Origin of the sequence: Pseudoalteromonas arctica (genome assembly GCF_012927645.1) — a bacterium.
Lineage (GTDB): Bacteria > Pseudomonadota > Gammaproteobacteria > Enterobacterales > Alteromonadaceae > Pseudoalteromonas > Pseudoalteromonas arctica_A.
Window position 1 is genome coordinate 66,566 of sequence record NZ_JABBMT010000002.1, and the last position, 25,076, is coordinate 91,641.

21 protein-coding genes and 1 pseudogene are annotated in these 25,076 nt (G+C 40.3%); 13 read left to right on the forward strand and 9 right to left on the reverse strand.

Annotated elements, in window-relative coordinates; all coding sequences use genetic code 11:
• Nucleotides 1–51: 51 nt before the first annotated feature.
• The 4 genes from HHO47_RS01875 to HHO47_RS01890 all read left to right on the forward strand — a co-directional run bounded on the left by HHO47_RS01875 (nucleotide 52) and on the right by HHO47_RS01890 (nucleotide 6,413).
• Entirely contained in the window at nucleotides 52–1,296 is a 1,245-nt protein-coding gene (locus tag HHO47_RS01875) for an exonuclease SbcCD subunit D C-terminal domain-containing protein (RefSeq protein WP_169018357.1), read from the forward strand.
• Nucleotides 1,293–4,934, forward strand: a complete 3,642-nt coding sequence (locus tag HHO47_RS01880) for an AAA family ATPase (protein WP_169018359.1) — start codon at nucleotides 1,293–1,295, stop codon at nucleotides 4,932–4,934. Before HHO47_RS01875 ends, HHO47_RS01880 begins: the two co-directional genes overlap by 4 nt.
• Nucleotides 4,935–4,943: 9 nt before the next feature.
• The gene (locus tag HHO47_RS01885) at nucleotides 4,944–5,609 is read left to right on the forward strand and encodes a class I SAM-dependent methyltransferase (protein WP_169018361.1); all 666 of its coding nucleotides are present in this window, start codon (nucleotides 4,944–4,946) and stop codon (nucleotides 5,607–5,609) included.
• Between the two features lie 243 nt (nucleotides 5,610–5,852).
• Nucleotides 5,853–6,413, forward strand: a complete 561-nt coding sequence (locus tag HHO47_RS01890) for a hypothetical protein (RefSeq protein ID WP_169018363.1) — start codon at nucleotides 5,853–5,855, stop codon at nucleotides 6,411–6,413.
• A 74-nt stretch (nucleotides 6,414–6,487) separates the two neighbouring features.
• On the opposite strand, the gene HHO47_RS01895 is transcribed toward HHO47_RS01890, so the two are convergent.
• Nucleotides 6,488–7,609 carry a hypothetical protein gene (locus HHO47_RS01895; RefSeq protein ID WP_169018365.1) on the reverse strand — a complete coding sequence of 374 codons (1,122 nt, stop codon included), beginning with the start codon at nucleotides 7,607–7,609 and terminating at the stop codon, nucleotides 6,488–6,490.
• Between the two features lie 156 nt (nucleotides 7,610–7,765).
• A pseudogene (locus HHO47_RS01900) lies at nucleotides 7,766–7,849 on the reverse strand (hypothetical protein); the annotation flags it as partial.
• Between the two features lie 178 nt (nucleotides 7,850–8,027).
• Between HHO47_RS01900 and HHO47_RS01905 the strand changes: the two are divergent.
• From HHO47_RS01905 to HHO47_RS01915, 3 genes are all read left to right on the forward strand, one after another.
• Nucleotides 8,028–9,377 carry a glycerophosphodiester phosphodiesterase gene (locus HHO47_RS01905; protein WP_348981624.1) on the forward strand — a complete coding sequence of 450 codons (1,350 nt, stop codon included), beginning with the start codon at nucleotides 8,028–8,030 and terminating at the stop codon, nucleotides 9,375–9,377.
• A gap of 12 nt (nucleotides 9,378–9,389) precedes the next feature.
• Nucleotides 9,390–11,705, forward strand: coding sequence for a PEGA domain-containing protein (locus tag HHO47_RS01910; RefSeq protein WP_169018367.1), 2,316 nt, complete (start codon nucleotides 9,390–9,392; stop codon nucleotides 11,703–11,705).
• A 124-nt stretch (nucleotides 11,706–11,829) separates the two neighbouring features.
• On the forward strand, nucleotides 11,830–13,026 hold the full coding sequence (locus HHO47_RS01915) for an ectonucleotide pyrophosphatase/phosphodiesterase (RefSeq protein WP_169018369.1): 1,197 nt from the start codon (nucleotides 11,830–11,832) through the stop codon (nucleotides 13,024–13,026).
• A gap of 118 nt (nucleotides 13,027–13,144) precedes the next feature.
• Here HHO47_RS01915 and HHO47_RS01920 read toward each other — a convergent pair whose 3' ends face one another.
• From HHO47_RS01920 to HHO47_RS01945, 6 genes are all read right to left on the reverse strand, one after another.
• Nucleotides 13,145–13,843 (reverse strand): zinc-dependent metalloprotease family protein, encoded by a 699-nt coding sequence (locus tag HHO47_RS01920; protein ID WP_432651925.1) that lies wholly within the window; start codon nucleotides 13,841–13,843, stop codon nucleotides 13,145–13,147.
• A gap of 100 nt (nucleotides 13,844–13,943) precedes the next feature.
• Nucleotides 13,944–14,648 carry a hypothetical protein gene (locus tag HHO47_RS01925; RefSeq protein ID WP_169018373.1) on the reverse strand — a complete coding sequence of 235 codons (705 nt, stop codon included), beginning with the start codon at nucleotides 14,646–14,648 and terminating at the stop codon, nucleotides 13,944–13,946.
• Nucleotides 14,649–15,191: 543 nt separating this feature from the next.
• Complete coding sequence (locus tag HHO47_RS01930; protein ID WP_169018375.1) at nucleotides 15,192–16,229, reverse strand: DUF2955 domain-containing protein; 1,038 nt, start codon at nucleotides 16,227–16,229, stop codon at nucleotides 15,192–15,194.
• A 9-nt stretch (nucleotides 16,230–16,238) separates the two neighbouring features.
• On the reverse strand, nucleotides 16,239–17,300 hold the full coding sequence (locus HHO47_RS01935; RefSeq protein WP_169018377.1) for an HlyD family secretion protein: 1,062 nt from the start codon (nucleotides 17,298–17,300) through the stop codon (nucleotides 16,239–16,241).
• Between the two features lie 3 nt (nucleotides 17,301–17,303).
• Nucleotides 17,304–17,780, reverse strand: a complete 477-nt coding sequence (locus HHO47_RS01940; protein WP_169018379.1) for a MarR family winged helix-turn-helix transcriptional regulator — start codon at nucleotides 17,778–17,780, stop codon at nucleotides 17,304–17,306.
• Nucleotides 17,781–18,056: 276 nt separating this feature from the next.
• The gene (locus tag HHO47_RS01945; protein WP_169018381.1) at nucleotides 18,057–20,138 is read right to left on the reverse strand and encodes a TonB-dependent hemoglobin/transferrin/lactoferrin family receptor; all 2,082 of its coding nucleotides are present in this window, start codon (nucleotides 20,136–20,138) and stop codon (nucleotides 18,057–18,059) included.
• 142 nt (nucleotides 20,139–20,280) lie between these two features.
• On the opposite strand from HHO47_RS01945, the gene HHO47_RS01950 reads away from it, so the two are divergent.
• From HHO47_RS01950 to HHO47_RS01975, 6 genes are all read left to right on the forward strand, one after another.
• The gene (locus HHO47_RS01950) at nucleotides 20,281–21,090 is read left to right on the forward strand and encodes a heme/hemin ABC transporter substrate-binding protein (protein ID WP_169018383.1); all 810 of its coding nucleotides are present in this window, start codon (nucleotides 20,281–20,283) and stop codon (nucleotides 21,088–21,090) included.
• Complete coding sequence (locus HHO47_RS01955) at nucleotides 21,087–22,133, forward strand: FecCD family ABC transporter permease (protein ID WP_169018384.1); 1,047 nt, start codon at nucleotides 21,087–21,089, stop codon at nucleotides 22,131–22,133. The genes HHO47_RS01950 and HHO47_RS01955 overlap by 4 nt, the downstream gene beginning before the upstream one ends.
• A 2-nt stretch (nucleotides 22,134–22,135) precedes the next feature.
• The gene (locus tag HHO47_RS01960) at nucleotides 22,136–22,924 is read left to right on the forward strand and encodes a heme ABC transporter ATP-binding protein (protein WP_169018386.1); all 789 of its coding nucleotides are present in this window, start codon (nucleotides 22,136–22,138) and stop codon (nucleotides 22,922–22,924) included.
• Nucleotides 22,921–23,658: a HugZ family protein gene (locus HHO47_RS01965; RefSeq protein ID WP_169018388.1), complete on the forward strand. Its 738-nt coding sequence runs from the start codon at nucleotides 22,921–22,923 to the stop codon at nucleotides 23,656–23,658. The genes HHO47_RS01960 and HHO47_RS01965 overlap by 4 nt, the downstream gene beginning before the upstream one ends.
• A gap of 364 nt (nucleotides 23,659–24,022) precedes the next feature.
• Nucleotides 24,023–24,232 carry a cold-shock protein gene (locus HHO47_RS01970; RefSeq protein ID WP_169018390.1) on the forward strand — a complete coding sequence of 70 codons (210 nt, stop codon included), beginning with the start codon at nucleotides 24,023–24,025 and terminating at the stop codon, nucleotides 24,230–24,232.
• Nucleotides 24,233–24,417: 185 nt separating this feature from the next.
• Entirely contained in the window at nucleotides 24,418–24,627 is a 210-nt protein-coding gene (locus HHO47_RS01975) for a cold-shock protein (protein WP_016706518.1), read from the forward strand.
• An 80-nt stretch (nucleotides 24,628–24,707) separates the two neighbouring features.
• Here HHO47_RS01975 and HHO47_RS01980 read toward each other — a convergent pair whose 3' ends face one another.
• A complete protein-coding gene (locus HHO47_RS01980) occupies nucleotides 24,708–25,058 on the reverse strand; it encodes a hypothetical protein (protein ID WP_169018392.1) in 351 nt (116 codons plus the stop codon).
• Between the last annotated feature and the right edge of the window lie 18 nt (nucleotides 25,059–25,076).

Genomic DNA, 25,076 nt, shown 5'->3' on the forward strand with positions numbered 1-25,076 from the left:
TAATTTAGCTTGGGTATATTGACGCTCTTAACTGTTTTTTAAGAGCGTGACATGAAAGTCTTACATACCTCCGATTGGCATTTAGGCCAACAATTTTACGAACACAATCGCTGCCAAGAGCATCAGGTATTTTTTAGTTGGCTAATAGACACGCTCGTCACACAACAAATAGATCTACTGTTAGTTGCAGGTGATATTTATCACACAGCTACCCCGCCAGCTAGCAGTGAAAATCAGCTCTACCAATTTATAAAAGATGCCAAAAAACACTGCCCTACATTACAAATAGTGCTGATTGGCGGTAATCATGATTCTGCAAATCGTATAATGGCCGCCCAACCTCTGCTAGCTCAGTTTGATACTCAGGTCGTAGGGCGTTTTGATGCGAACAACCCCGCAGATGTAGTACTGCGTTTAAATAGTAACTCTGTAACAGCTCATATCGTTGCAATGCCATTTTTACGTGCCAGTGATGTTAGCTCACTTAGTCACACTGAAAACGGTTACGATTACGCTCAAGGCATAGCTAAGGCGTACCAGCTAAGTATTGAACATGCGCTCAGTGATAAGCCTGCAACAACGCCGTTGATAGTGATGGGCCACTTGCATGCCAAGGGCGGCGATATCTCCAGTGATTCAGAGCGAAATTTAGTAATTGGCGGAGAAGAATCTGTAACGGCACACGTATTCAGCAAGCATGCTAATTACGTTGCCCTAGGTCACTTACATAAAGCGCAAATAGTCGCACAGTCAGACACTATCCGCTATAGCGGTACACCAATGCCGATGTCGTTTTCCGAGCGCAACTATAAACACCAAGTATGTGTGGCTGAGTTTACAACCACGACTGATGATACGATTACAGTGACTGTAACCCCCCTTTACATTCCTCGCCCAACAGAAGTGATTTTATTACCTGAAGGAGAGTGCGTACCGCTTGAACAATTATGCCAACAATTATCGAGTCTAGACCTAAGCCAGTATAGTCAAGCTCCGTATTTAAGAGTAAAGCTCAGTGCAGGGGATACCGATACAACTTTTCGAGAGCAAATTGAACAAGCACTAGAGAACAAAGAAGTGCGCTTTTGCGGCATAGAACGCGTTCGGCAGCAAAATAAAGAGCAGCGTTTAACTGTCTTTGAAGATTTAAGTCAAGTCGAAATGCTCAACCCACACATGTTATTAGAGCAAGCGTTTGCTAATAACAAAGACATGGCGGGGCAAACTGTCCCGGATGAGCTAAAAGCCCTTTTAAACGATGTAATAAGCGAACTTGCGGAGCAAGAACAACTATGAAAATAACCGCAGTACGCATCCATAACTTAGCCTCAATTGTTGATGCCGAAATCGACTTTACCAAAGCACCGTTAAAGGATGCTGGTTTATTTGCCATAACGGGCGACACCGGTGCAGGAAAAAGCACTTTTTTAGATGCGATTTGCTTAGCCCTTTATACCAAAACAGCTCGATTAAGAGGTGATAAAGGTAACTTAATAGATTTTAATGGCGACAGTATAAAGTTAAATGATCCACGTAACTTATTACGTAAGGGTAAATGGCAAGGTTTTGCCGAGGTCGATTTTTTAGGCCAAGATAAACAGCTCTATCGCGCACGCTATACCATTCGAAGAACGCATAAAAAAATAACCGGCAAGTTAAAAGTAGCAGAGCACAGCCTTTATACTTTGCCAGACGAAACGCTAATCGCAGATAAAAGCAACACCATAAAAGAAGTCGAAAGTAAAATAGGGCTCAACTTTGAACAATTCTCGCGGGCGGTATTATTAGCGCAGCATGAGTTTGCAGCATTTTTAAAAGCCACGGGTGATGAACGAGCCCAGCTTCTAGAATGCTTAACTGGCACAGATAAGTTTAGCTTGATTGGTAAACGTATTTTTGAGCGTCATAAGGAACAGCTAAATAAACTCGAACTACTCAAAGCCAGTTTAGCCAGTTATACCTTACTCACTGACGAAGAACTTGCCGCGCAAACTGAACTACTTGATGATTTAAAACAGCAAATTGAAGATACTATAAAAACTTTAGCTGGCATCGAGCAGGGCATAAACTGGTATAAGCAAGCCAATAGCTTAGAGCAAGCACTTAATCAAGCACAACAAAATCAACAACAAGCCAATGCAGCGCTTATAGCCATTGCAGCACAAAGTGAACAGGCTAAACAAGCACAAAGTGCGTTGGAAATTAAAGACAACCGCAATCGTTTTAAAAGTTTAACAGCGCAAAATAATGAGCTAAATACCAAGATAAGTGATTTAAAGAGTATTGATCACATGGCACTTATTACTGATCTTACCTGCGCACTTGAAAAGCACAGCGAGAGCTTGCAAACGGCAAAACAACAACAAAAAAGCGCAGAACCACTCATTGCTAAAGCGCGTGAGCTCGATAATCAACTTGCGATGCAAACACAAACAATAACCAGCATTACAAGGCAAAATGAAAAAGAGCAAAAACAACTTACTCATTTACAGCAGCAATTTAAACAAAGCCAAGCAAGTTATCAGCAGGCAAAAAAACACTCCGAGCAACATCAGCAATGGCTGAACCAACATAGTCAACTTAAACAACTAGCGAGTGATTGGAATTACTATCAGCATAGCTTTAATCAGTTTTTGCACGCTAAGCAACAATTTGCAACAACGACTGAGCAAAGTACACAGCTAGCAGCAGAGCTTATACGGCAAAACGAGCAGCTGGAAACACAAACTAAAACACTGACGCTAAGCGAACAAACACTTTTAAGCGAACAGCAAAAGCTTGAGCAGCTAAACACGCAACACAGCCAGTTTAATATTGAGCAATGTGATGCCAAACTAAAAAGTATCGATTACTTAAAAGAGCAACGCGAGCGTTATAAACAGTTTAATCAAGAGCTAAAGCAAAGCACGCAACAACAAAGTGTTATTGCAACCAAGCTAAGCCAGGGCGAGCAAACACACACAACACTAACCCAGAACCTTGTAACACGAGAGCAAACGCTTAAACACAGTGAATACGCACTAAATCAAGCCCGCTTGCGTGCCAGCGAAAGTGTCGAACATTTGCGTGCTCAACTTACACCAAATGAACCTTGTGTGGTATGTGGGGCAACCGAACATCCATTCGCAGATCAGCAATTGACTAACTTGATCGCTGCTTTTGAAAATGACTATAAAACTGCAAAGCAGCACTACGACAATGCCCTCGCAGATCTTCACTCGCATCAAACTCAGCATGCGGTGCTCGTTACTGAACACACACAACACAGCCAAGCGGTACAGACTGCACAGACAAAACTGCTTGAAATAAAACAGACCATGCAAGCAGCGCGAACTGAACTTAATGACTTAACCCCTGAGCAATTGGAAGCCAGTTACATTGCCCTCAATGCACAAAAAACACAGTATTATGCAACACAAAAACAACAGCGCAACTTGCAAGAGCAAGTAAACCAACTGCAAAGCATCGTTAAAAATGAGCAGCAAGCTCAACAACAGTTGCATGCACGCCATGTTGAACTAAGCAATCAACAAAATCGGCTCAATAGCAAGCTAAGTGAGCTAAGCACACAAATTAATGAGCTAACCGCGATCCTTGACTCACAATTTCAAGAGGCTCAATTTTGGCAACAATTACAAACAAACGCGCTTAATTTAACTGAATTAAATCAGCAGGTTGAGAAATACAAACACAACCTAGAACAGCTTGAACAAGCGCAAAAACAACTCGATAGCGCTAACCAACAGATGCAGCAGTTTACACCGCTGATCAGTAATGCAGAGCAAATCTTAAAAAACTTAAATAATGATTTAGCCACAGCACAACAACAATATAGCAGCATGCAAAGTGAGCGATTAGCGCTATTTAATAATGAACAGATCAGTGCTGACGATTACCAAGCAAAACTAGCTGCTCAACAAGAGCAATGCCAAGCACAACTCCAGCACAGCCAAAAAGCGCACGATAACGCGATAAAACAACGCGACGAGCAGGCTATAACGCTGCAAGGTATCGAGCAACGACTACTTGAAAATGCGCAAGAACAAGCGGCTCTCGATACTCGCTATAATCAATGGTTTGCTGAATTTAAAAGCCGCTACAGCGATGCAAGCCACGAACAGATCACAACCTTACTAACACTAAGTAGCGATGAAATTAACACACATTTGAAGCAACATGAACAATTAGCGCAAGCTTTAATCGATGAAAATGCCGCATTAAAGCAGCACAAACACGCATACTTACAGCATCAAAACACCGATAAACCTAAGCAACCCCATGCTGAACTTATTCAACAGTTAGCCAATTTAAACGATCAGCAAGCAGCGCAGCACAAAGCACAGCTTGCAACCAATACGGTGCTTGAGCAGCACAAGCAAAACCGTCAGGCGCTGCAAGGCAAGCAAACTGAATTGGCAACCTTGCAAAAACACGTAGAGCAATGGCATGTACTTAATAAAGTATTGGGAGATGCAACGGGTAAAACCATGCGTAACTTAGCGCAAACGCAAACGCTAAAAATATTATTACACTATGCAAACAGCCACTTACGAACATTGAACAAACGCTATGAGCTGACTGCTATTGAGCAAACCTTGGATATCGCCATTGTTGATAAAGACATGGCCGATGAGCAACGTTCAGTTAATACCTTATCCGGCGGCGAGTCGTTTTTAGTCTCGTTGGCACTTGCACTAGGGCTTGCATCTTTGTCATCCAATAAAGTAAGCATTAACTCTTTGTTTATTGATGAAGGCTTTGGTACGTTAGACAGTGAAACATTAAGCATTGCCATGGATGCACTTGATTCATTACAAGCGCAAGGGCGCAAAGTGGGCGTGATCTCCCATGTATCGCAAATGACAGAGCGGGTTGCTACCCAAGTTCATGTCGCCAAGAAACCTGGTGGCTATTCGACTGTTACAATTATTTAAGGAATCGTAATGCCAACATTTACACAAGACGAAGCAACGCAGTATGATTCTCGCATCCCTCGTTTAGTACCGGGGTATGAATTGCTGCACAACAGTACCGCAGCGCAACTACAAGCAACACTCGGCGATGAAGCGCATATTTTGGTGGTAGGCGCTGGTACAGGTAAAGAAATAGCACAACTTGCTGCCCTGCAGCCGAAATGGCATTTTACTGCTCAAGATATCTCGCAAGACATGCTCGATATCGCAAAACAACGATTTGTTAAGCTTGGGATCAGTGAGCAGGTTACTTTACACTTAGGCTCACCATGTGAGCTTAAACAGCAAGCAGATGCCGCATTATGCTTATTAGTAATGCACTTTGTGGCAGATAACGGCGATAAAAAAGCCATGTTGCAAGCAATTAGCACACAGCTAAAAGCACATGGGCAATTATATTTAGCCGATTTAATGCGTCCAGAAACACTTTTTGAGCGCGATGCCCAGTTGATACTCAGCAAACAATTAGGCTTAACTGAAACAGGAGTAGAGCGCATGCAGCATAATTTTGAGCATGAGTTTTTCCCGCTCGATAGAATTCGCCTTGCCGACTTACTCGATGAAACAGGCTTCAATAGTGGCAAGTTGTATTTTAAAGCACTCGGTTTTAGTGGTTATGTGGCACAAAAACGTTAAACGAAACGAATAATTTACCTTTAACAATATTATGTTACAGGTAAACATTACGAAATTTTATTACCTATACATGCATTTGTAGATGATTCACCTACAACGATGTACTGGCACACTTAAACTTAAAATCAACAATGACTTTTCATCCGCTTTAACGGTTGCCACCTTATTTATATGTACCTATAAAGTTTGCAATCACAAAAAATAATGGTAGGCTGTACGCTCATCTTTTACAGGACGTAACTAATGAAAAAATGGATTTTTATGTTAATTTCTCTCAGTTTCAGCTCACTATGTACTGCAACTGCTGTTTACCCCCCTTTAACAAAAACGCAATTAGAACAACCTGACCCAACACTACTCACTCGACTAGCTGATTTTTGTAATAACAGAGAAAACATTACAGCACCTACTAATACACACAGTTTAGCGAGTATAATTGAATCACCAATAACAGCTGGTTTTTATCCACATTTATATAACAACACGACAAAACAGACCGCATGGCATAATTTTTATGAGTTATCAGCAGGCAACTTACAACGTGCCGAGATACAACCAAATGATCATGTCTATGAAATTATCCTACCCAGAAAAGGCATGCAATCGATTAGTTTAGCGACTCAAAACGTAAAGCCACTTTCCCAAACAAGCTTATTACAACATGCTTCTTCACTAATGGGAATTGTGTATATTTGCTTGTTTATGACTGTTGTGATTTTACTTTTTAGTTGGCGACAAGCTAAAAAAGTGAAGCGGTTCATAATCTTAACTCATACAAATAAAGTAATTTATAGCAGTAAGTAACAGCCCAAAGCTGGCTGCTACTAGGCAAATAGCCTGAACTTTGGAGAATAAACAATCTTCAACGACTATCGATATTAATCGTCTATTTTTAACTGTTTTGCACGCTCTTGTGCTGCAATTAATTTGGCTGATTTTGGCACTGTTTTTTTCGGGACGATAGTCGGCTTTTCTTTTGAATTTGGATCCCAACTGGGGTCGAGTGATAAATTAGCAAATGAATTAGTTTTACTCAGAGCTGAATCGGTTTCAGATGCACCAGATATATCATCTCTCTCATCGTGCTCTGATGCACTATGTTGCTCTGTTGTGCTCGTTTGTTGTGGTTCTAAATTAATTTCAAGATCAGCTTCAACATTTATCGTCGCAGGCTTTATAACACCTTTAGGTTGTTGTGGCTGCTGACCAGGTAATGGCGCATCAGGATCGAACATACGTACTTCAGGCTCTTTAAAATCATGTTTATTTTTAATAAACCGCTGCGTTAGCTCAACTTTTACGTTCATATCATCTGAACTTGCCACTTCAGTTTGTGGTGTTGTAATGGCTACTTGCTCTGCTATAACCGCTTTTTTCGGGGAAACAGTGGATTCGCCTACAGCGGGCGCAGCCAGTACCGAGGTTAATTTTGATACTGCAGCAGCCTCTGTAATTGAAGCCTCATCTGTTGCAGGGATTAGCGGTGCTGTTTCAACAGCTGCTTTTTTGTTAGCGCGTAAGCGTAGCAGCAACATTGCGGCTAATAATAATACCACTAACAACAATAAACTTGGCATTACTAACGAGTCCGGCTCAGCGCGTACTGGTTCTGGAGCTGTTACCTTTATCGTTGCAGGTTCGACGGTAATTTCTGCGCTGCTATTTTGCTTAACTTGCGAACTTTCAACATTTTCAACATTTTCAACATTTTCAACAATTATAGACGCCTCCCTTTGAACTTCTACAGGCTCACTTTTAGTTACTAACAAATTGCTGTCAAGGGGGTTTACAGTCGAGCTTTGTGTCTCTAATACAGATTTTACTTTATCGTCATCGTGTGCTTTTGGTGCAACCACTACAGATGCAGGTTGCGCTTGAGGTGTTGTAGCTGGAGGAGGGTTACTGCAGTTGTTTTTATAATCCTTTACTGCATTTCGATAACTACGGCTACTAGTATTATCGCTGTACTGTTGCATTTGTTGTTTATACAAAATACACATAGCTTCACTATATTTAGCAAAGCTATTGAAACTGCAAGTAAGTAAAATAAAAAGGCTAAGCCGTAATAAATAAGTGACCATAATTCTATTAAAAAAATAACACAATAAATTAAGTTTAATAGTACCACAGCAATTTATCTAGCTTCATTTAATAAGTCACTCTATTACCATCAAAGTACGGTACTCATCATAAGCAAATTGATCTGTCATGCCGCGGATATAATCTTGAATAAATCGACAGCTTGTATCATAAATTAAAATATTTGAATTATTACTTTAATTTCACCCATCCATTAATATACTATTCATTTTGGTTATTATTCTATTCATAAGGACAGCCTTTTTACGGCTTTATTGAAGCATGATGCAAAAAACTCTCCTTAGGCAGTGCCTTGTAATACACCTACTCATTAGTTGTGTGCTTTTAACTGCTTGCCAAAGCACGCCCTCAGAGCAAGCGCCGCCACTCAGCGAGACTGAAATTAATACATTAGAAGCCCATGCTAAGGTATTAGCAGCAAGGGGGTTTTATGAAACCAGTATTGGCAATATAAATTATATTGGTCTACGCCAGTGCAATAACTTTCAAGTGCAAAGCCACCGCGGATCATCTCGCTATCCTGAAAACTCAATTAACGCTGTGCTTGATGCTGTTGATAATAATTTTGACGTGATTGAGATCGACGTACGTATAACTCGTGACAACGTATGGGTGGTTCATCATGATGCGCGCACCGGTCGTGAAACAGGCACAACTGACAACCAACGGCGTACAATAGAGTCTATTCGATATGAAAAAGAATGGGGTTATTTACGAGAGCGGGACCAAGAAACAGCAATGCTAACTGCCAGTGTACCGCCATCATTTATTGCGTTAGCCACTGCTTTTAAAAATGCACGTAAGCCCGGACAAAGCATAAATATTGAAATCAAATCTCGTGCTGGTATTGATAACTTAAAAATGCTCGATTACTTAGCACACAAATATATTGGCACTGGCAATTATTTTTTTAGTAGCCTAGAAATCCGTAATTTAATTCGCATGCGAAATATAAACCCTGATATTTACTTAGCGTATATTCAATCACCCGCAAAAGCTTCATTACAAAAACTGGCTGCGGACTTAAAAAGAGGGGCAGGGAGCGACCCTATTTACGAGCGCAATAAAGAACAGCTTGAAAGTATTCAGGCATTTGGTAACCGCCGGCATCGCATTACTCGCTATGATAAGCCCCTCAAGCTAGATAAACTTAAAAAGCAACTCAACCGCAATTTTGGTTATGTACTGGATATACGCCACTACAAACAATCAGCCACTACGTTAAAACGTGCGGCTCAACGCCAAGGGATCCCTCTAGCCACTTACTCCATCAATGGCCATGATTACCACGAAAAGAGTTTATTAGCGCAAGCTAAACAGCTTCAGCCCGACTCTGTCATTATTGATGACACTGTCTATGGATTTTGTTCTGTGTTTGAGTTGCCTCCTGTAAAGCCCGTTTACACCGATGATATTGATGCTAAATTAATTGCCAGCATGCCAATTGACCTAGATTTAGAGCGTCTAAATAATTTAGCGAGTTATACTCACAATCAACTCTACCCTGCCGTAGGTAACAAACTTAAATCTACATCAACTCAATCTTATGTACCTAAAACACCACACGTTGAACCAGCGACAAATTTTGATATTGGTAGTCGAGAAGCAGATGAAGATTTTAGCTTAGAAACCGACCCTGTAATTGAACTAGAACTTCGTAAAAAATAATAAGCTTAAATTATGAAAACAAACACAAAACCATTTTGGTGGCGCTACTTATTACTCATACTTGCTACCTTATACCTTATTCCTGAGGCAATATTTAATTCGCAATTAGTGTCGCTAGTTGGGTTAGGAACACCAGACGCCAAAGACTTAGAGCACTTAGAAATTTATGGCCGTGCTGTGTCGGGAGTCGGTGTATCGCTATTATTGGCTGATTTTTTACCAAAATCATGGGTTGCTAAGTTTGGCCGAGGAATGATTTCATTAGCCGCGCTGTTATGTTTAGTTTGGCCTGTTGTGTTTTACGGCCAAAAATATGTAATAGAAAAAACGCTAATTGAGCCCTCAACAGCCGAACAACGGCAATTTGCTACTTACAGTGCAGCGCTAAGAGATGCTTTAGCGATGAATACAATAAAAGTGAATGGGCTAGATTATGATTCTGCTGATTTAAAAAGCTCAGAAAACTTAACCTTTCTCGCTCTTTTTGGCGGCTTGCTCTACAGTGATGCAGCGCTTTCAGACAATATCGAACAAGACAAACGAAAAATTATCGCAGCACTAGTACAAAAAAATGCTTACCAAGATTTTGATAAGCATTATCATGATTACAGCCAGCTTTATGATGAACTCGTCGTGAAATATAAATCATACGCACAAGGCAGTAAAAAATATAACCATACACTAGCCACTATTAATGAACGTGAACAAGGGTATTGGCAGCAAGTAGAACAAGAAATCCATGATGGCTGGGGACAATATCAAAAAGCTCAAAAAGCCCATATCACCAAAGCTTCAGCACGCGCACAAAAATACGGCCCTAAAATATATGACTATCACAAACGCATAAATAAATGCAGTGACCGTTATGAAAAAAGCAGCCAAAAAGATCGCCGAAACCGTTGCTATGAACGTGCAAGTGCTGATTATAGAAGTAATATTTTAAAGGCAGGCCTAGGCTATATTGAACCTGATTATTGGCTCATTGTTGAAGACATATCAGCAACTGAAAATGCCGCAGGCAGTATATTGATGGGAGTGCTAACGGGTGGTGTATATACAGCGTTGCAAGCAGCCAGTTTAGCCACAGGAGGTGATGGCGGGCTAAAAGATAAACGTTATAAATACACCGACGACCCGGATCATTATCAAGTGCGCTTTTTACAGCATCCTAATTTTCATAGTATGTTTGAAAAAGAAACGGGCTACCCTTTTACAATAGACGATTTAATGGTATTCAGAAGCCATGAAACGACCGCTAAAAAGCTGCGCTCTCATTTTAAAAGTAAGGGGCTAAAATTACCTGATAACTGGACTGTAGCGCAACGTTCAATATTTGCAGCTGCCGTACATACTAAAGTAACGGCGCAAGCTAACGCCTCATGGCGTCAAGAAATGGCTCAACGTAAGTTATCTCTTGAGCCCAATTTAAGCTGGGTGCAATTTCAACTAGAGCCACAAATTCAGGCAAGAATCGCTAATCGAATGGGCGACTTATATGTTAAAGGTATTCGCGCAGATTGGAATAAAAAGAACTTTAAGGAGCATGTTCTTGACCCGAATGTGGCTAAACGAGCAGACAGATACATGGCGATGCTAACTGGTTCACAAGGAAAATTCGCTGATGGTGAAAAATATGCGCAATATGGCAAACAAGCATTACGCTCTGTCATTATTCCACCTATATCAATGTCGTTATCGCTGTTTTTAATTTGCTTAACATTTAGTAAATTGCCGCTCAAACTATGGCAGCTCATTATGCCACCCCAAGCTAAACAAGGGTTTTCAGTTATAGCACTGTTAAACAAGCTATTAATGCCAGCAATTATATTAATTGTGCCAGTTATGTTTGTCTCGAACAGTTTTACTAAAGATACCCAAAGCCCTGTTAATTACTTTTTAGAAAAAGTCGATGAGTCGAGTAACCCCGTATTTAGCTATGCAATTCGTTGGACTTTACATGCTCAACCTTTATTACATCCACTGGGATTGAAATTTGAAGAACATTTTCATCTGTACCAACAATTTAGCCCGCTAAGCCATGCGTTAGCAAAAGTCGATATCTTGCGTCATGACACTACAAATTTGAGCGCTAAACAACAAAAACGCAACTATGTGGTTACACAAAAAACAAAATTAACAGTACAAAGTAATGCCGCAAACTTTACTGTGCGTATTATGAATATAGGCCCTAAATATAAACACGGAATGATTCTTAAATCTGGTCGTTATGATATTCAAGTGTCTGCGCCCGGTTACAGAACTTATCGCAGATGGCATCAACTAGATGCGGGTGAGAAAAACTTAAACATCACCCTAACTCATCAGTAAATTCACAAGGAATTAAAATGCAACATTGCCAACAAGGTATTATTTAGTTTATTTGTCGTGGCTGCTATATTACTGGCATCTGTTTATGCAACGATTAACTTATCAAGTTTAACTAGGAATACTAATGCGTTTACTAAGCTTAATTTTTATTTTTATCGCTATAACCAGTCTCGATTCAAACGCGAGTGATGAACAAACTGTGGTACTCATTTCACTTGATGGTTTTCGCTGGGATTACATCGAAAAGCATAATGCGAAAAATATCGCACAGATCGCTAAGCAGGGTGTACGGGGTAATAAAATGCGCCCAGTCTATCCAACTAAAACCTTCCCAAATCATTTATCAATAATTACCGGACTGTTGCCTATAAATCATGGTGTTGTTGATAACCGTTTTTGCGACACCGTGCGTAATGACTGCTACAGCATGGGCAAGGGGAAAGACGACAGTACGTGGTTTAATGGTATTCCACTGTGGAACCTGGCCTCAATGCAGGGCTTAAAGTCAGCCACCTATTTTTGGCCTGAATCAGATGCTCGCTTTAATGGTATGTTACCCGATTATTATTACCATTATTCAAAACATAGCGATTATCAAAATAGAGTTGACCAAATAGTGCAGTGGTTAACACTACCAAAAGCGCAGCGACCTCGTTTGGTGATCAGCTATTTTTCGCTAGTTGATAGTATGGGGCATGAGTTTGGCCCTGATGCAGAGCAAACCGAAGCGGCGGTACATCAGCTTGATGAATTAATTGGCCAATTACATTCACGTATCAATGCGCTATCACTTAATGCTAACTTAGTTTTAGTATCTGATCACGGTATGAGTAAAGTTGACCCAGAACAAAGCATCGCTTTGAATAGCTTACCTGAAGATGACGCATTCATGGTTAAAAATACCAGCCCTCGGGTACTTATTTATGCCAATAATAAAACCACTCAAGGGCAAATAACAGCGTACAAAAAGCGCTTAGCTGAAGCTGCAAAAGGGCGCTACACAGTACTTAGTGATGCTCAACGTGCTGAGCATCATTATCAAAACAATGGTCGTACTGGCGACATTATTTTACAAACAACTGCACCTAAGGCATTTTCTAACTCAGGAAAAGTAAGCTATTTAGGCACTCATGGGTATGCATATAACGATGATATGGCAGCAACGTTTATCGCCCAAGGGCCTGCATTTAAAAACTCATTGGTAATCGATGAAGTAAATAATTTAGATATTTATCCACTTATTGCCAAAGTATTAGGAATTGAGCTATTGAGCAAAATTGACAGTGATGGAGCCACACTTTGGCCAGCCTTAAATAACTAACCTGAGATCAAAGCATTCTATCTCTAGCGGCTGCTTTCATCGCTATATTCGCTGAACTACCGCTAGTTAGCTTAAATAAAAAGAGCGCAAATGCGCTCAAAAGTAAAAACAAGGCCGTTTATTTAAAGTTAGCAATGCTGTCTTTGGTGGCATTGACTGTACGCCATGCAAACGACTCACCAGTTACACCATAGGGGATACCATTTACACCCCAGCTCGGATTAGAAAAGTAATCGTATTGCGTGGCACTACCAAACACATGAGGGTACGCCATAATGCTGGCAAATTGGTTTTGTACGCCATGCCCCATCCCATCAACATAAACACCACCTGATGTGTCATCTTGCTTACGAGAATGCGTTAAGCCTTGATTATGACCTAACTCATGCACAAAGGTTGTTGCACCACAGTCCACCGCTGTAATGCTGTACATACTGTTACTTACTGAGCTATATAAATTACCGTTACTGCCACTGCCAACCCATGCAATACCACACGAAATTAAGTTACTGTCAGTGCTTTGACTGGTGCCAAGTACCGCGACCATATCAGCCCCCCAGCTATTGCGTAAGCCTTTAATGTAGCTACTATCAGTGACTGAGTTTAACCAGCTATTTGAAGGTGTAATCGCATGATTACCCAAGCTTTTGCTACCAACTAATCGAAGCGTAATATCAATACCATTTTGACTGTAAACCTGGTTACTAAAGGCAATATACTGATTAATTTTAGTATTCATGTTTGCAGTGGCAGCCGCAGCTTGATCTGTATATAAAATCGCAATATCAATTGTCGCAGCATGGCTATTTGCTGTCATAGCTAATGCACAAAATGCAGCTAAGGTAGTTAATCGTTTTTTCATGTTAGTTCCTTTTTTTGTTGTGTTTATTGCCTTATAAAAATTTTTTACTAAATTTTTATAAATTATTACCCGCAGGTTTTGGAGCAAATGGATCTTCACCATTACTTGGTTGAGGAGTTGGTTGTTTAGTAACTTGATGTTCCATATGATTTTTGTAAAGTTCTCGCTTTGCTGCAAGCCAACCATATTGCCCTTTACTTTCAAATACATAATTACCACTTGGTGCAGTTAATTGACCATATATAGCGTCTTCGCCAATAGTCATTACGGTAGTGTGAAATCGCCCATCAGCCCCCAGCACTCGGCCAAAAATACTTTTATCACCATTGCTTGCTGCAATAATATTGGTCACCTCTGCGCTAAATGTTTCAGCGGTTTGCGGAATCGCTAGATCAAAATTATCGCCTTGTTTGAGCTTTCTGAGCGCAACTAAATCGAACTCTATATAAGCCTCATTATGTAAATCTGTAGGCAATAATCCTGAGGCTTTGAGAACTTGCTCAGCTTTATTCGAGAGACGATTAATAGCATCAAATTCATCGTGTGTTTGATCTACTTCAGCTTGTTGTGTAGCTGACACACTTGGCAACGATAAATCAGCTGATACTTTAGCGGCTAGCTTCTTAGGCGCTATACTCGATAACTGAACTTCACTCGCAGGAACCGAATGGGTTATATTGTTTTCTTTTTCGATAACAAACTCATATAACAAAAAAGCGCTGATCGGAACGACAATAATAAATGCAATAGTCCTTTTCACTTGTCTCTCTTTTAGATCTAAAGGTTAATATATTGTTGTTTTTACATCAGAGTAAATTAAAGCGCAAGCATAAATTTGTTACCTAAAATAAAAACAGTAATTTTAAATATTTGTTATATTAATCTTATAGTTAATAATTTAAGCACATAAAATCTATTAAAAAATAATTTTAACCCTAAAAATACAACACGTTAGATTAACATTAACTTATCAAATAAACCTTTTTAGGTTACAAGCTTTATTGCAATAAAAAACACTCACAATTAATTGAGACAGTGAAGTATTGCAGGCGATGACTTGGGTATAGTTACTACACAGAAACGGCAATGAACACTTTTTGCTCACCACCTCTGAGCTTACTTTATTTTCTATTGGATCTGCATTTTGGAGGATATTGTTAGACGCGCTGACTTTATGGTTGATGCTGTGAAAATAATACTCGCAATAAACTCACGCTTAAAGTGAGCGTTATTTAAACACACCATGTATAACAAAGTAATAACCGCACGAGTGCATAAAGAACTGACTAAGGCGGTTATTATATTAGTCAAAAGTATGATGGCGCGTCACACTAAACCGATTAAGAATATGATGCATAATATACACTGCACATAAACTCACGATTATCGCAACCGATACTGACGAAAACCGATAAAGCGCACTGTAAACCAAGTCTTGTCCTGGGCCTAAGGACTGACCAAATAAAATTCCAAAGGTGGTGATAATACCAAAACCAACACCAGGGATCCCGCCACCGACAATATGATAACGGCTAAATATAAAGGTCAAAATCCATAATATTAGCGCCGGGAAAAGTAAAATGTCCGTGTGGTTATATAAAAATAACTGCGACACCAGCGCCAAGTTACAGCCAATTAAAGTACCGATAGCTCGTTGCCAGCCAGCCATTCCCGCGGCTTTCCAACACAGCGGAAACAAAATTAAAATCGAGGCTGCTTGCGCTGAAATTGAATCTTGTAAATCAAACACCTGAAACAGTACAAATGATAACGTTGCTACCGTTGCACATAACAGTACCTCATGGCGAATGCTCTCTTTTGCTTTAGTTGGCATTACGCGACCTTGACGAGGCGCAACATCAGGAAACATAAAGTGCATTAATACCGCGGTCAGTACAGTGACTAAAACCGCTAAGCCATTACTTATAATGAGCGGATAAATACTGGTGCCATTGCCAACGTAACTAGCAAAGTGGAGCTGAATAGATAAACTCACGACCCCCAAAGCACCGAACAAAAAGTTAGCACCACGACTCATTTGATAAAACAAAAACGCAAATGCTAAAAAGCTCAACATGGTCATAACTATAGGTAAATGCGAAAACAACCCTTGCACAATCAGCACAAATAAAGCACTAAATACGGCACTGGCAAAAAACTGACGAATTATATGCGCATTTAAAATCGGTACTAAACCCAGTAACAACATTGGATAAATGGTAAAGAAAATCCCATTAGGCCAGTTCATTAACTTACATAGACTAAAACCCAGCGCGCTACCGCCAGCAATGCGCAGTGCCTGTCTTAGGCCATTTTTATCAAGGGCATATGGTGCTGACATGTTGCCTCCTTAATAAATAAAATGCAGTAAGCTAATCATACGGATCTGTGCACTTGCACACCATTGGCCTATTGTTGATTCTGGTAATAACTGCACTGTAGCCCGTGCCCCACTGGGTAACTTACTCAGTAATTGCGGCTGTTCTAAATTTATATGAATACGTTGACGCTGCGCATCCCGCACCCAGCGATTGCTGTTTTCGGTGCTACTAAGTAAGCCATTCGCACTGATTTGACCATCACTCACACCGGCTTCAAATGAGCTGATATTGGCGTCAAAAACCTGTCCAGGTAACGCATCAAATGTCACTTTAGCACCGCTACCTAAGGCAAAATTTGCCAATGATTTTTCACGAAAATCAGCCACTAAATCAGCTTTATTTGCCACAATGGCTAACATTGGCAGGCCTTTATTCGCAAAGGTTCCGGTGCTCACTTGCAAGTTTGCGACTTTACCATCAGTATCCGCACTCACTGTGCTGTACGATAAATTAAGCTCTGCCTGAGCCAATTGATTCTGCGCATGACGTAACGCAAGGTTGTCACTGCCTAATTGACCGCGTGCTAATTTGGCCTCAGTTAATTGCGCCTCAATTGCCGCGACATTAGCTTTACTTGATTGAAAGTTCGCATTGATGGTTTCATATTCTTGCTCTGAAATAGAGCGTTTTTTCAATAAGGATTCACTGCGATCAAATAACAACTTTTGCTCATGCAATTTGGCATTACCCGCAGCCAACTGAGCCTCAATTGCTTTAACGCTGCTATCTAAGCGCTGATTTTGTAACTGCGCATCAGCAAAAGCCAATTGCGCTTGTTCAACCGCTAATTGAAAGGGTGCCGCTTCAATTAAAAATAATGGCTGGCCTTTTTTTACCGCTTGATTATTGTTCACCAATACTTGATTAACACGGCCACTAACTTGCGGGGTAACTTGTACTACAGGATGATACACCCGCGCTTGTGGCGTCACCGGTAAATACATATCAGCCACGACAAAATAGGCAAATAATAGGATAAACCCAACTAATGAGATTTTTACATAACGGGCAAATTTTTGATCAGGTGTCATTCTTTATTTCTCTTGGCTTAAAAGTTTTAAACAACGGCGCGCATTCTCTTCCATTTGTACTAGTCCATAAGCCATCGTATCTAATTGTTCAGTCGTTAGCCCTGCATATAGTTGCTGCTTAACATCGACGATCAACACTTTAAGTGTATTGAGCAATTGCTGACCTTGCTCAGTAAAATAAATTTTTCTACTGCGTTTGTCGTCCTCATCAACGCATCGAATAATTAACTGTTGCTGCTCTAGCTGTTTAACAGTTCGAGTTAACGAAGGCATTTCAATCCCTAAGCTGTGGGCTAACAGTTGTTGTGTTGCTCCCTCTGTCAGGTGGTTTATGTGGATCATCGCAATCCAACGCGATTGTGTTAAACCTAACGGCTCGACTACTGCAGTGATCGCTTCTCGACACAAACGATGTACGCGGCCCATATTGCCGCATAGGGTTAAATCTAACGTTTCATGAAAAGGAATTGGTGAAGTCATAACATACTCCATTTATTTAGCATGCTAACTAGTTTACGATAGTTAGCGTGCTAAGTAAATTAACTTATTTACCTAAGTGCTGTAACAAACGAGGGAAACATTAAAAATTGAGTAGATTGGCGGGTAAGTACTGATCAGTGAGTATTTTTGTATCGCTTGGCCAGTCTTTATTAACTTTAAAACCACGACTTATTTAATATTATCTAGCCAAGGCGCAATGAATAAGTAAAGTAATAAAATTAAAACGCTGCACTTATGCGCAGCGTTGATTACGTTTTAAAACTGATAACTTACGCGGGCAGAAAAGTTACGCCCGGGCTGAGTATATTGGCTAAAATCAGCCCCCTGAGATTGCCCTGCAATCAGTTCAAAGGGTACATATTTTTTATCTAGCAAATTAATTACACCCACATTTAGCTGCCATGTTTGCCATTCATAACTTGCGTATAAATCCACAATACCGTAACCATATCCTTGCGTTGTTTTATCACCACTTGCATCTCGTACTACATCAGACTGTGATTTAGCAAAGCGCCATGCTGCGGTCCAATCAATATCGCCAAGTGCTGTTGTTAACTGTATTGAACCGTTTAATGGACTGATACTGGTTAACGGCTCGTCTGTTTCTTTGTTTTCACCTTCAACATATGCAACATTTGCCTCAAGTAAAACATCATCGCTTACATGCATCAACATGCTCGCTTCAACACCGCTGATCTGTGTTTCACTAATATTTTGGTATTGGTAAAAAGTTTTATTTACATTCGGTATGAACGTTGGCTCAACACCTGCAATTGCAACATCAATAAAGTCATCGTAAGCGGCGTAAAATGCGCTTAAAGTAACGTTTATATCATTACCAGAAAAGCGCATACCAAGCTCATATGAGTCGCTGCTTTCGGGTGCTAAATCTGCATTTGGTAATATTTGATAAAATGGTTCAACACCATGGCTTTGATACGCTTGATCATGCGGGGGAATTTTAAAGCCACGTACATATTGCCCATACCAAGATAAATTATCATTAACTTGATAAATCATCCCAAGTTTTGGTGAAAACGCAGATTCGGTAATGTCATCAAGCTCAGCATCGCTATAAAGATCATCATTTTTAGCTGCTAATGAATAATAATCAAAGCGTACACCTGCAATTAAAGACCACGCGCTATTTGCAAATTTAATATTGTCTTGCATAAAAACGCCCACTAAAGAAGTATCAGCGCCAGGAAAAGCTTTTTGCTTTTGAGCTGTAAAATCGACTTTTCCATCAGCCAATAAGCGTGTTTTATAACGTGGACGTGTTGTATCGTATATATCTACGTCAGCACCATAAACAACGTTGTGGGTCGCATCTTGTAAGGCTATTTTTTTATTAAATACAGCCCTTAACCCTAAAATATCTTGTTCAAAGCGATAGTCGTTGTAATCTGTATGCGCTGCTGTAGCACTAATTTGATCACTTTGCTGCTCATAACGACTAAACGATACTTGCCAATGCCATTGATCAAACGCTGCTGTGGCGGCTTTTGAGTCGTAATCCAGCGCTAGCGACCAATTAGTGTTTTCGTCTTCAGTTTCTTGCCTTCCTTTGGTGATTACTTGTTCAGTAGTTTGATTAAAATAATCTAAGGTGTATTTTAACGTGCGCTGTTCATCAAGTTGCTGCTCTAGTTTAACCAATAACGAATCTGATTTAGCATCATAACCAGGTAGGTTGTCAGTAAAGTTTTGTACTTCTTCGCTATCTCTGTGGCTATAAACGGCACTAACACCTAAATCTCCCAAATCTTTAGCTGCAGTAATATCTACCGACATTTGATTACTCTGACCTTGATAGCCAAGCGCCACTTGAGCAAAACTATTTTCGTTTAATAAATAATCACTCGGATCTTTAGTGGTGATCACCACAATACCACCCAGTGCATCTGAGCCATACAATGAAGACGCGGCTCCCTTGGCGACTTCAACTTGCTTTATCCCAGCGACATCAAAATAGCTACGACCAACCAAATAGCCGTCTCCGCCAGCATAACCATCGTTAGTTCGACGGCCATCTTTAATAAACACCACGCGGTTACCACCAACTCCTCTAATTGAAAGCGTTTGAGCCGCAGAGCCACTGCCCGTGCTTGATATACTGGGGTCATAACGAAACATTGTTTGTAAATCAACAGCCAATTTACGCTCTATGTCTTGCTCTGTAATCACAGTTACAGAGCCTGTTACGTCTTCAAGTTTTTGTTCAAACCGAGAACCACTGACAACAATATGCTCACCAATTATCTCCTCGGCAATGGCAGAGCCCGAACCAAGTAGTAACGTTGCTAAAGCAGTAAGTTGAAAAGAAGGAAAATTCACATTAACTCCAAATGATAATTGTTGTTATTAAGTAGGGGAGGGATGTTACAACTAACTAAAAATAAGATCAATTGTTTATGATAATCATTTTCATTTGCATTGGAATGAGTATAATAATCGAAAATAATAATTGGAGTTTTTTATGAGATACCTTTTTATATTGATTTTATTGACAACTCACCCTCTAAGCGCACAGGAGCGTATAGTGAGTGCAGGCGGTACATTAACTGAAATTATTTTTGCTTTAGATAAGCAAAATACCCTTGTCGCGGTGGATCAATCGAGCCTATATCCAAAGCAAGCGACACAGCTGGATCAAATTGGTTATTACCGTGATTTAGCCGCAGAAGGTGTACTTTCGGTGCGCCCAACTAAACTATTAGTACTTGAAGGAGCAGGACGATCACACGCGCTTGCACAAATAGAAGCCACTGGTGTAGAGCTTATCCACTATAAAAAACCTAACTCAATTAATGACTTACTAAATCTTGTTAAACGCCTTGGTAAAGACTTAAATGCGAACGACAAAGCCCGCGCCCTCGTAGCCCAAATAAAAAACTCACTGCCTCCCAAAGCGACCAAAGAAACACACAGCGCGTTATTTTTACTCTCAGCTAATGAGCGCGGGCTTGTTGCTGCGGGCACTGACACGGTTGCTGACTTATTACTTGATTATGCTGGAGTCACTAATTTAGGCGCTACACACAAAGGTTTTAAAGTAATAAATAACGAAGTACTTGCCGTAAAACAGCCCGATTTTTTAATCGCACCAGCCCATGTTGTTTATAGCCTTGGCGGTAAAGAGGCTTTTTGTAATCAACCAACACTGCGCTTATTAACAGCTGCAAAGCAGTGCCGATTATTGGTGATGGATAGCCTGCTATCACTGGGAATGTCGCCGCGCATAGCCACGGGTATTAAAGAATTAAGCAACTATAAAGCCACCTTATGAACACCCTAACTTTGAACCGTTTAAAGCCAGTTTCTATAACTGTAAATCAAAAGTGGATGCTGCTAATTAGTATGTGCATTTTTGCGCTAGCACTACTGAGTATCGGTTATGGACCTGCAGGCTGGGATTGGCGTTTAGCCATCGCATGGATTGCCCCAGAGTATTTTAATCAATTTGATGCGTTACAAATCAATGTGGTTACGCAAATACGTCTACCTCGATTTGTACTGGCTGTATTGGTTGGCTTAGTGCTTGCCCAAACAGGCGCGGCAACACAAGCTTTGTGTCGTAATCCTTTGGCCGATCCATCAATTATTGGTATTAGCGCAGGCGCAGCCATGGTCGCAGTCGCCTTTATAGCATTTAGCGCCCAGTTTAATTTTAATGCTCAACACTATTTACCTTATGCCGCATTTTTAGGGGCATTGTTAGTGACCTCTTTAGTGTATTTAATTGCTAAGCAGCATAGGCAGGTCAATATCACCACACTAATTTTAGTGGGAGTTGCGATCAATTCTTTATCCTTTGCTGTTATTGGCTTATTAAGCTATTTCGCTGACGATAGTGCGCTTAGATTAATTAACTACTGGACGATGGGCTCATTAGGTGGTGCCAATTGGGATGCCATAACTCAAGCAACACCATTATTGCTACTGAGTATTCTTGGTCTGTGGCGACTCAAAGAACCGATGAACTTACTATTGATTGGTGAGTCTCAAGCACAGTATTTAGGTGTCAACACAGACAAGCTTAAACTGTATGTCATTATACTCGTGGCATTAGGTGTTGGTGCCGTTGTAGCACTTACTGGCTTGATAGGTTTTGTTGGCTTAGTTGTGCCACACATTGCCCGTTTAATGGTTGGCCCGCATTTACGTAAAATGTTACCGCTGTGCATGTTATTAGGCGTTGTTGTGCTGCTGCTTTCTGACTGGTTAGCGCGTTTAGTTGTTATGCCTGCAGAGCTACCCATTGGTATTATTACCGCGCTACTTGGCGCACCTTTGTTTATTTATCTGATCATTAAAACTAAGCGAGGGTAATAATGATTACTTTTAATAATCTAAGTGTTGGTTTTGGCAATCACAGTGTTTTAACAAACATAAGTGGGCACATTGCAAAAGCTCAACTGGTAGCACTGATAGGCGAAAATGGTGCAGGAAAATCAACACTGCTGCATGCTTTAGCTGGGCATTATGACTTTAAAGGAGAAGTACGGTTTAATAATTACCCTCTGAGTACATTATCTCAAGCACACTTAGCCACTCAACGAGCAGTAATGATGCAAAGCAATCTTGTTGGCTTTGATTTTAGTGTATTTGAGCTCATTGCAATGGGACGCTACCCCTATGCCGAGTCTCTTAAAATGCAAGCTGAAAAAGTCCACAAGTATGCCGCACTCATGGACTTAACCCAGTACTTATCCCGCCGTGTCAGTAAGCTTTCAGGCGGTGAGCAACAGCGCGTTCATATGGCGCGTACTTTGGCTCAATTAGATGCTTTTTCTGCTCATACCAAGCCTAAATTGCTGCTGCTTGACGAACCTACATCAGCACTAGATATGCGCCATCAACATGCTCTATTGAGTTGTGTTAAAGCATTTGTAGAGCAGGGCAACAGTGCCATTATAGCCATTCACGATTTAAATTTGGCCAGCCTTTACGCAACCGACGCTATTTTATTACATGCTCAAAAAGTACTCGATAGCGGGTCAATAAACACAGTACTTACAGAATCTAATTTACAACAAATGTACGCCATGAAACTGCATGTTAATTCTCATCCATATAACAATGCACCCATGGTTTTTTCTCAACGTCAGGAGTTTTCATGAGAGAGCAAGCATTAAGCGATGCACAAAAGCTGGTTTTTAAAACCCATGCTGGTGTTATGTCGACTATTTCTTACAACTTAAAAGGTTATCCGTTTGGTTCGGTAACCCCTTATATGTGTGATGAACAGGGCCGCATCTACTTTTTTATCAGCGATATAGCCCAACACACTAAAAACTTAAAGCACGACTCTCGTATGAGCTTAACTATTTTTGATGCCGCTGATGACCGTGGCGACCAAAACGAACATGGCCGTGTAACTCTTGTAGGCGACGCTAGTGTGGTTCCTAGCGAACAAACCGAAGTACTGCTTAACAAATATATAGCTTTGTATCCAGAGGCTGCAAGCTACCGCAATGCGCATGATTTTCAGTTATGGCAATTAGATGTAGTGCGTGTGCGTTATATTGGTGGTTTTGGAAAAATATTTTGGCTTGAAAAAGATGAGTGGCAAAGCGCTGCTAAAAGCTGGGACGAAGATCAAGAACAAAGTATGATCACTCATATGAATGAAGATCATCAAAATGCAATGGCTCTAATATTAGCTCAGCATTATTGCGTATCAGATAATGCACCGGTTATGAGTGGCATACTGCCGCAGGGGTTTTATATTCAAAGCCAACAACGTAATTATTTTATTAGCTTTGAAAACGTGTGCGAGACACCACAAGCGGTGCGAAAAGCGCTTGTTGCCTTAACCACAAATGCTCGCAATAGCACAGAAGAGCCAGCATAAGAAAACAAATAAATCACATGTGTGGTTATAACGCTTAGCACTACTGACCCAGTAGTGCATTTTCGGCATCAGAGGCCGCAGTAACTAAACTGTGGCTGTAAAGCGTTTAAAACACCGTAGTTGCTGGATTAATATGCACAAAATAAAGTTTAATAAGAAAAAGAAATTTAAATAAAGCTTGTTATGTGGTTTAAGTTGCTGTTATCCTGCTCTGCATCGGGTTGATAGAAAGCCCTGTTTATTTGTAAGTACCACGTTGTTATTAGTAATAATCCTTCGCGCTATCCTCAGTTAAATGCTTGTTTTCTTCCTGTTAAATTGCCTAAATTAAGGCACACTTTTATTAATTCTTAGGATACTTTTTATGTCTAATACAACAACTGGTTCAGTAAAATGGTTTAATGAAGCTAAAGGTTTTGGTTTTATTGAGCAAGAGTCTGGCCCTGACGTTTTTGCTCATTTCAGCGCAATCTCAAGCGATGGCTTTAAGACTCTAGCTGAAGGCCAACGTGTACAGTTTACTGTTACTCAAGGTCAAAAAGGCCCGCAAGCTGAAAATATCGTTTGCATCTAATTTTTAATTAATGGGTTAGTAATAACCCGTTAATGCACTATAAGTTTGAAAGAAATTCTGTTTATTTGTACGTACCACGTTGTTATTAGTAATAATTCATCGCGTTATCCTCAGTTAAATACTTGTTTTTTCAGCTAAACCGCCTGATTTTAGGCACACTTTTATTAATATCTAGGATATCTATTATGTCTACTACTACAACTGGTACAGTTAAATTCTTCAACGAAGCTAAAGGTTTTGGTTTTATCGAGCAAGAGTCAGGCCCTGACGTTTTCGCTCATTTCAGCGCTATCAGCGGTGACGGCTTCAAAACTCTAGCTGAAGGCCAACGTGTACAGTTTACTGTTACTCAAGGTCAAAAAGGCCCACAAGCTGAAAACATCGTTTGTATCTAAGCGATTGTTTTAGTTAATACGTTTTAACGTATTAAAAGCCCACTGAGATTAATTTATCAGTGGGCTTTTTAATATCTGCGCTATTTATCATAAAGCCAATCTAAACCTTGGATCAGCGTGGTTGGAAATGCCGTGCTATGTTTTGCGCCGTCAATTATGGACAACTCAAGCTTTATGTTTTTAGCATCCGCTTGACGTATTTTACTCGCTAACTTGTAAGCCCCAGTTACCATATCTTGTCCTTTGCCAAATTCAGGGGTTTCTTTACTACCTACTGATAAGTAAACCCTAACGTCTTGCGTAGCTGTAGTAACCGGCTGGGATAGTATGCTCTCATTATCAAACCACACCGACGGGCTACCGATAATGTAACTTTCAAACATATTAGGCTGAGTAAAAAGCACATAAGCGGCTAATAATAAATATTTCACTATAATCCTTGTTTAGTT

Coding starts and splice junctions, on each gene's coding strand:
- HHO47_RS01875 (WP_169018357.1), top strand. CDS start 52: ATGAAAGTCTTACATACCTCCGATTGGCATTTAGGCCAACAATTTTAC.
- HHO47_RS01975 (WP_016706518.1), top strand. CDS start 24,418: ATGTCTACTACTACAACTGGTACAGTTAAATTCTTCAACGAAGCTAAA.
- HHO47_RS01880 (WP_169018359.1), top strand. CDS start 1,293: ATGAAAATAACCGCAGTACGCATCCATAACTTAGCCTCAATTGTTGAT.
- HHO47_RS01935 (WP_169018377.1), bottom strand. CDS start 17,300: ATGACACCTGATCAAAAATTTGCCCGTTATGTAAAAATCTCATTAGTT.
- HHO47_RS01950 (WP_169018383.1), top strand. CDS start 20,281: ATGAGATACCTTTTTATATTGATTTTATTGACAACTCACCCTCTAAGC.
- HHO47_RS01885 (WP_169018361.1), top strand. CDS start 4,944: ATGCCAACATTTACACAAGACGAAGCAACGCAGTATGATTCTCGCATC.
- HHO47_RS01965 (WP_169018388.1), top strand. CDS start 22,921: ATGAGAGAGCAAGCATTAAGCGATGCACAAAAGCTGGTTTTTAAAACC.
- HHO47_RS01930 (WP_169018375.1), bottom strand. CDS start 16,229: ATGTCAGCACCATATGCCCTTGATAAAAATGGCCTAAGACAGGCACTG.
- HHO47_RS01960 (WP_169018386.1), top strand. CDS start 22,136: ATGATTACTTTTAATAATCTAAGTGTTGGTTTTGGCAATCACAGTGTT.
- HHO47_RS01955 (WP_169018384.1), top strand. CDS start 21,087: ATGAACACCCTAACTTTGAACCGTTTAAAGCCAGTTTCTATAACTGTA.
- HHO47_RS01920 (WP_432651925.1), bottom strand. CDS start 13,843: ATGACAGCAAATAGCCATGCTGCGACAATTGATATTGCGATTTTATAT.
- HHO47_RS01970 (WP_169018390.1), top strand. CDS start 24,023: ATGTCTAATACAACAACTGGTTCAGTAAAATGGTTTAATGAAGCTAAA.
- HHO47_RS01940 (WP_169018379.1), bottom strand. CDS start 17,780: ATGACTTCACCAATTCCTTTTCATGAAACGTTAGATTTAACCCTATGC.
- HHO47_RS01910 (WP_169018367.1), top strand. CDS start 9,390: ATGAAAACAAACACAAAACCATTTTGGTGGCGCTACTTATTACTCATA.
- HHO47_RS01890 (WP_169018363.1), top strand. CDS start 5,853: ATGAAAAAATGGATTTTTATGTTAATTTCTCTCAGTTTCAGCTCACTA.
- HHO47_RS01895 (WP_169018365.1), bottom strand. CDS start 7,609: ATGTGTATTTTGTATAAACAACAAATGCAACAGTACAGCGATAATACT.
- HHO47_RS01915 (WP_169018369.1), top strand. CDS start 11,830: ATGCGTTTACTAAGCTTAATTTTTATTTTTATCGCTATAACCAGTCTC.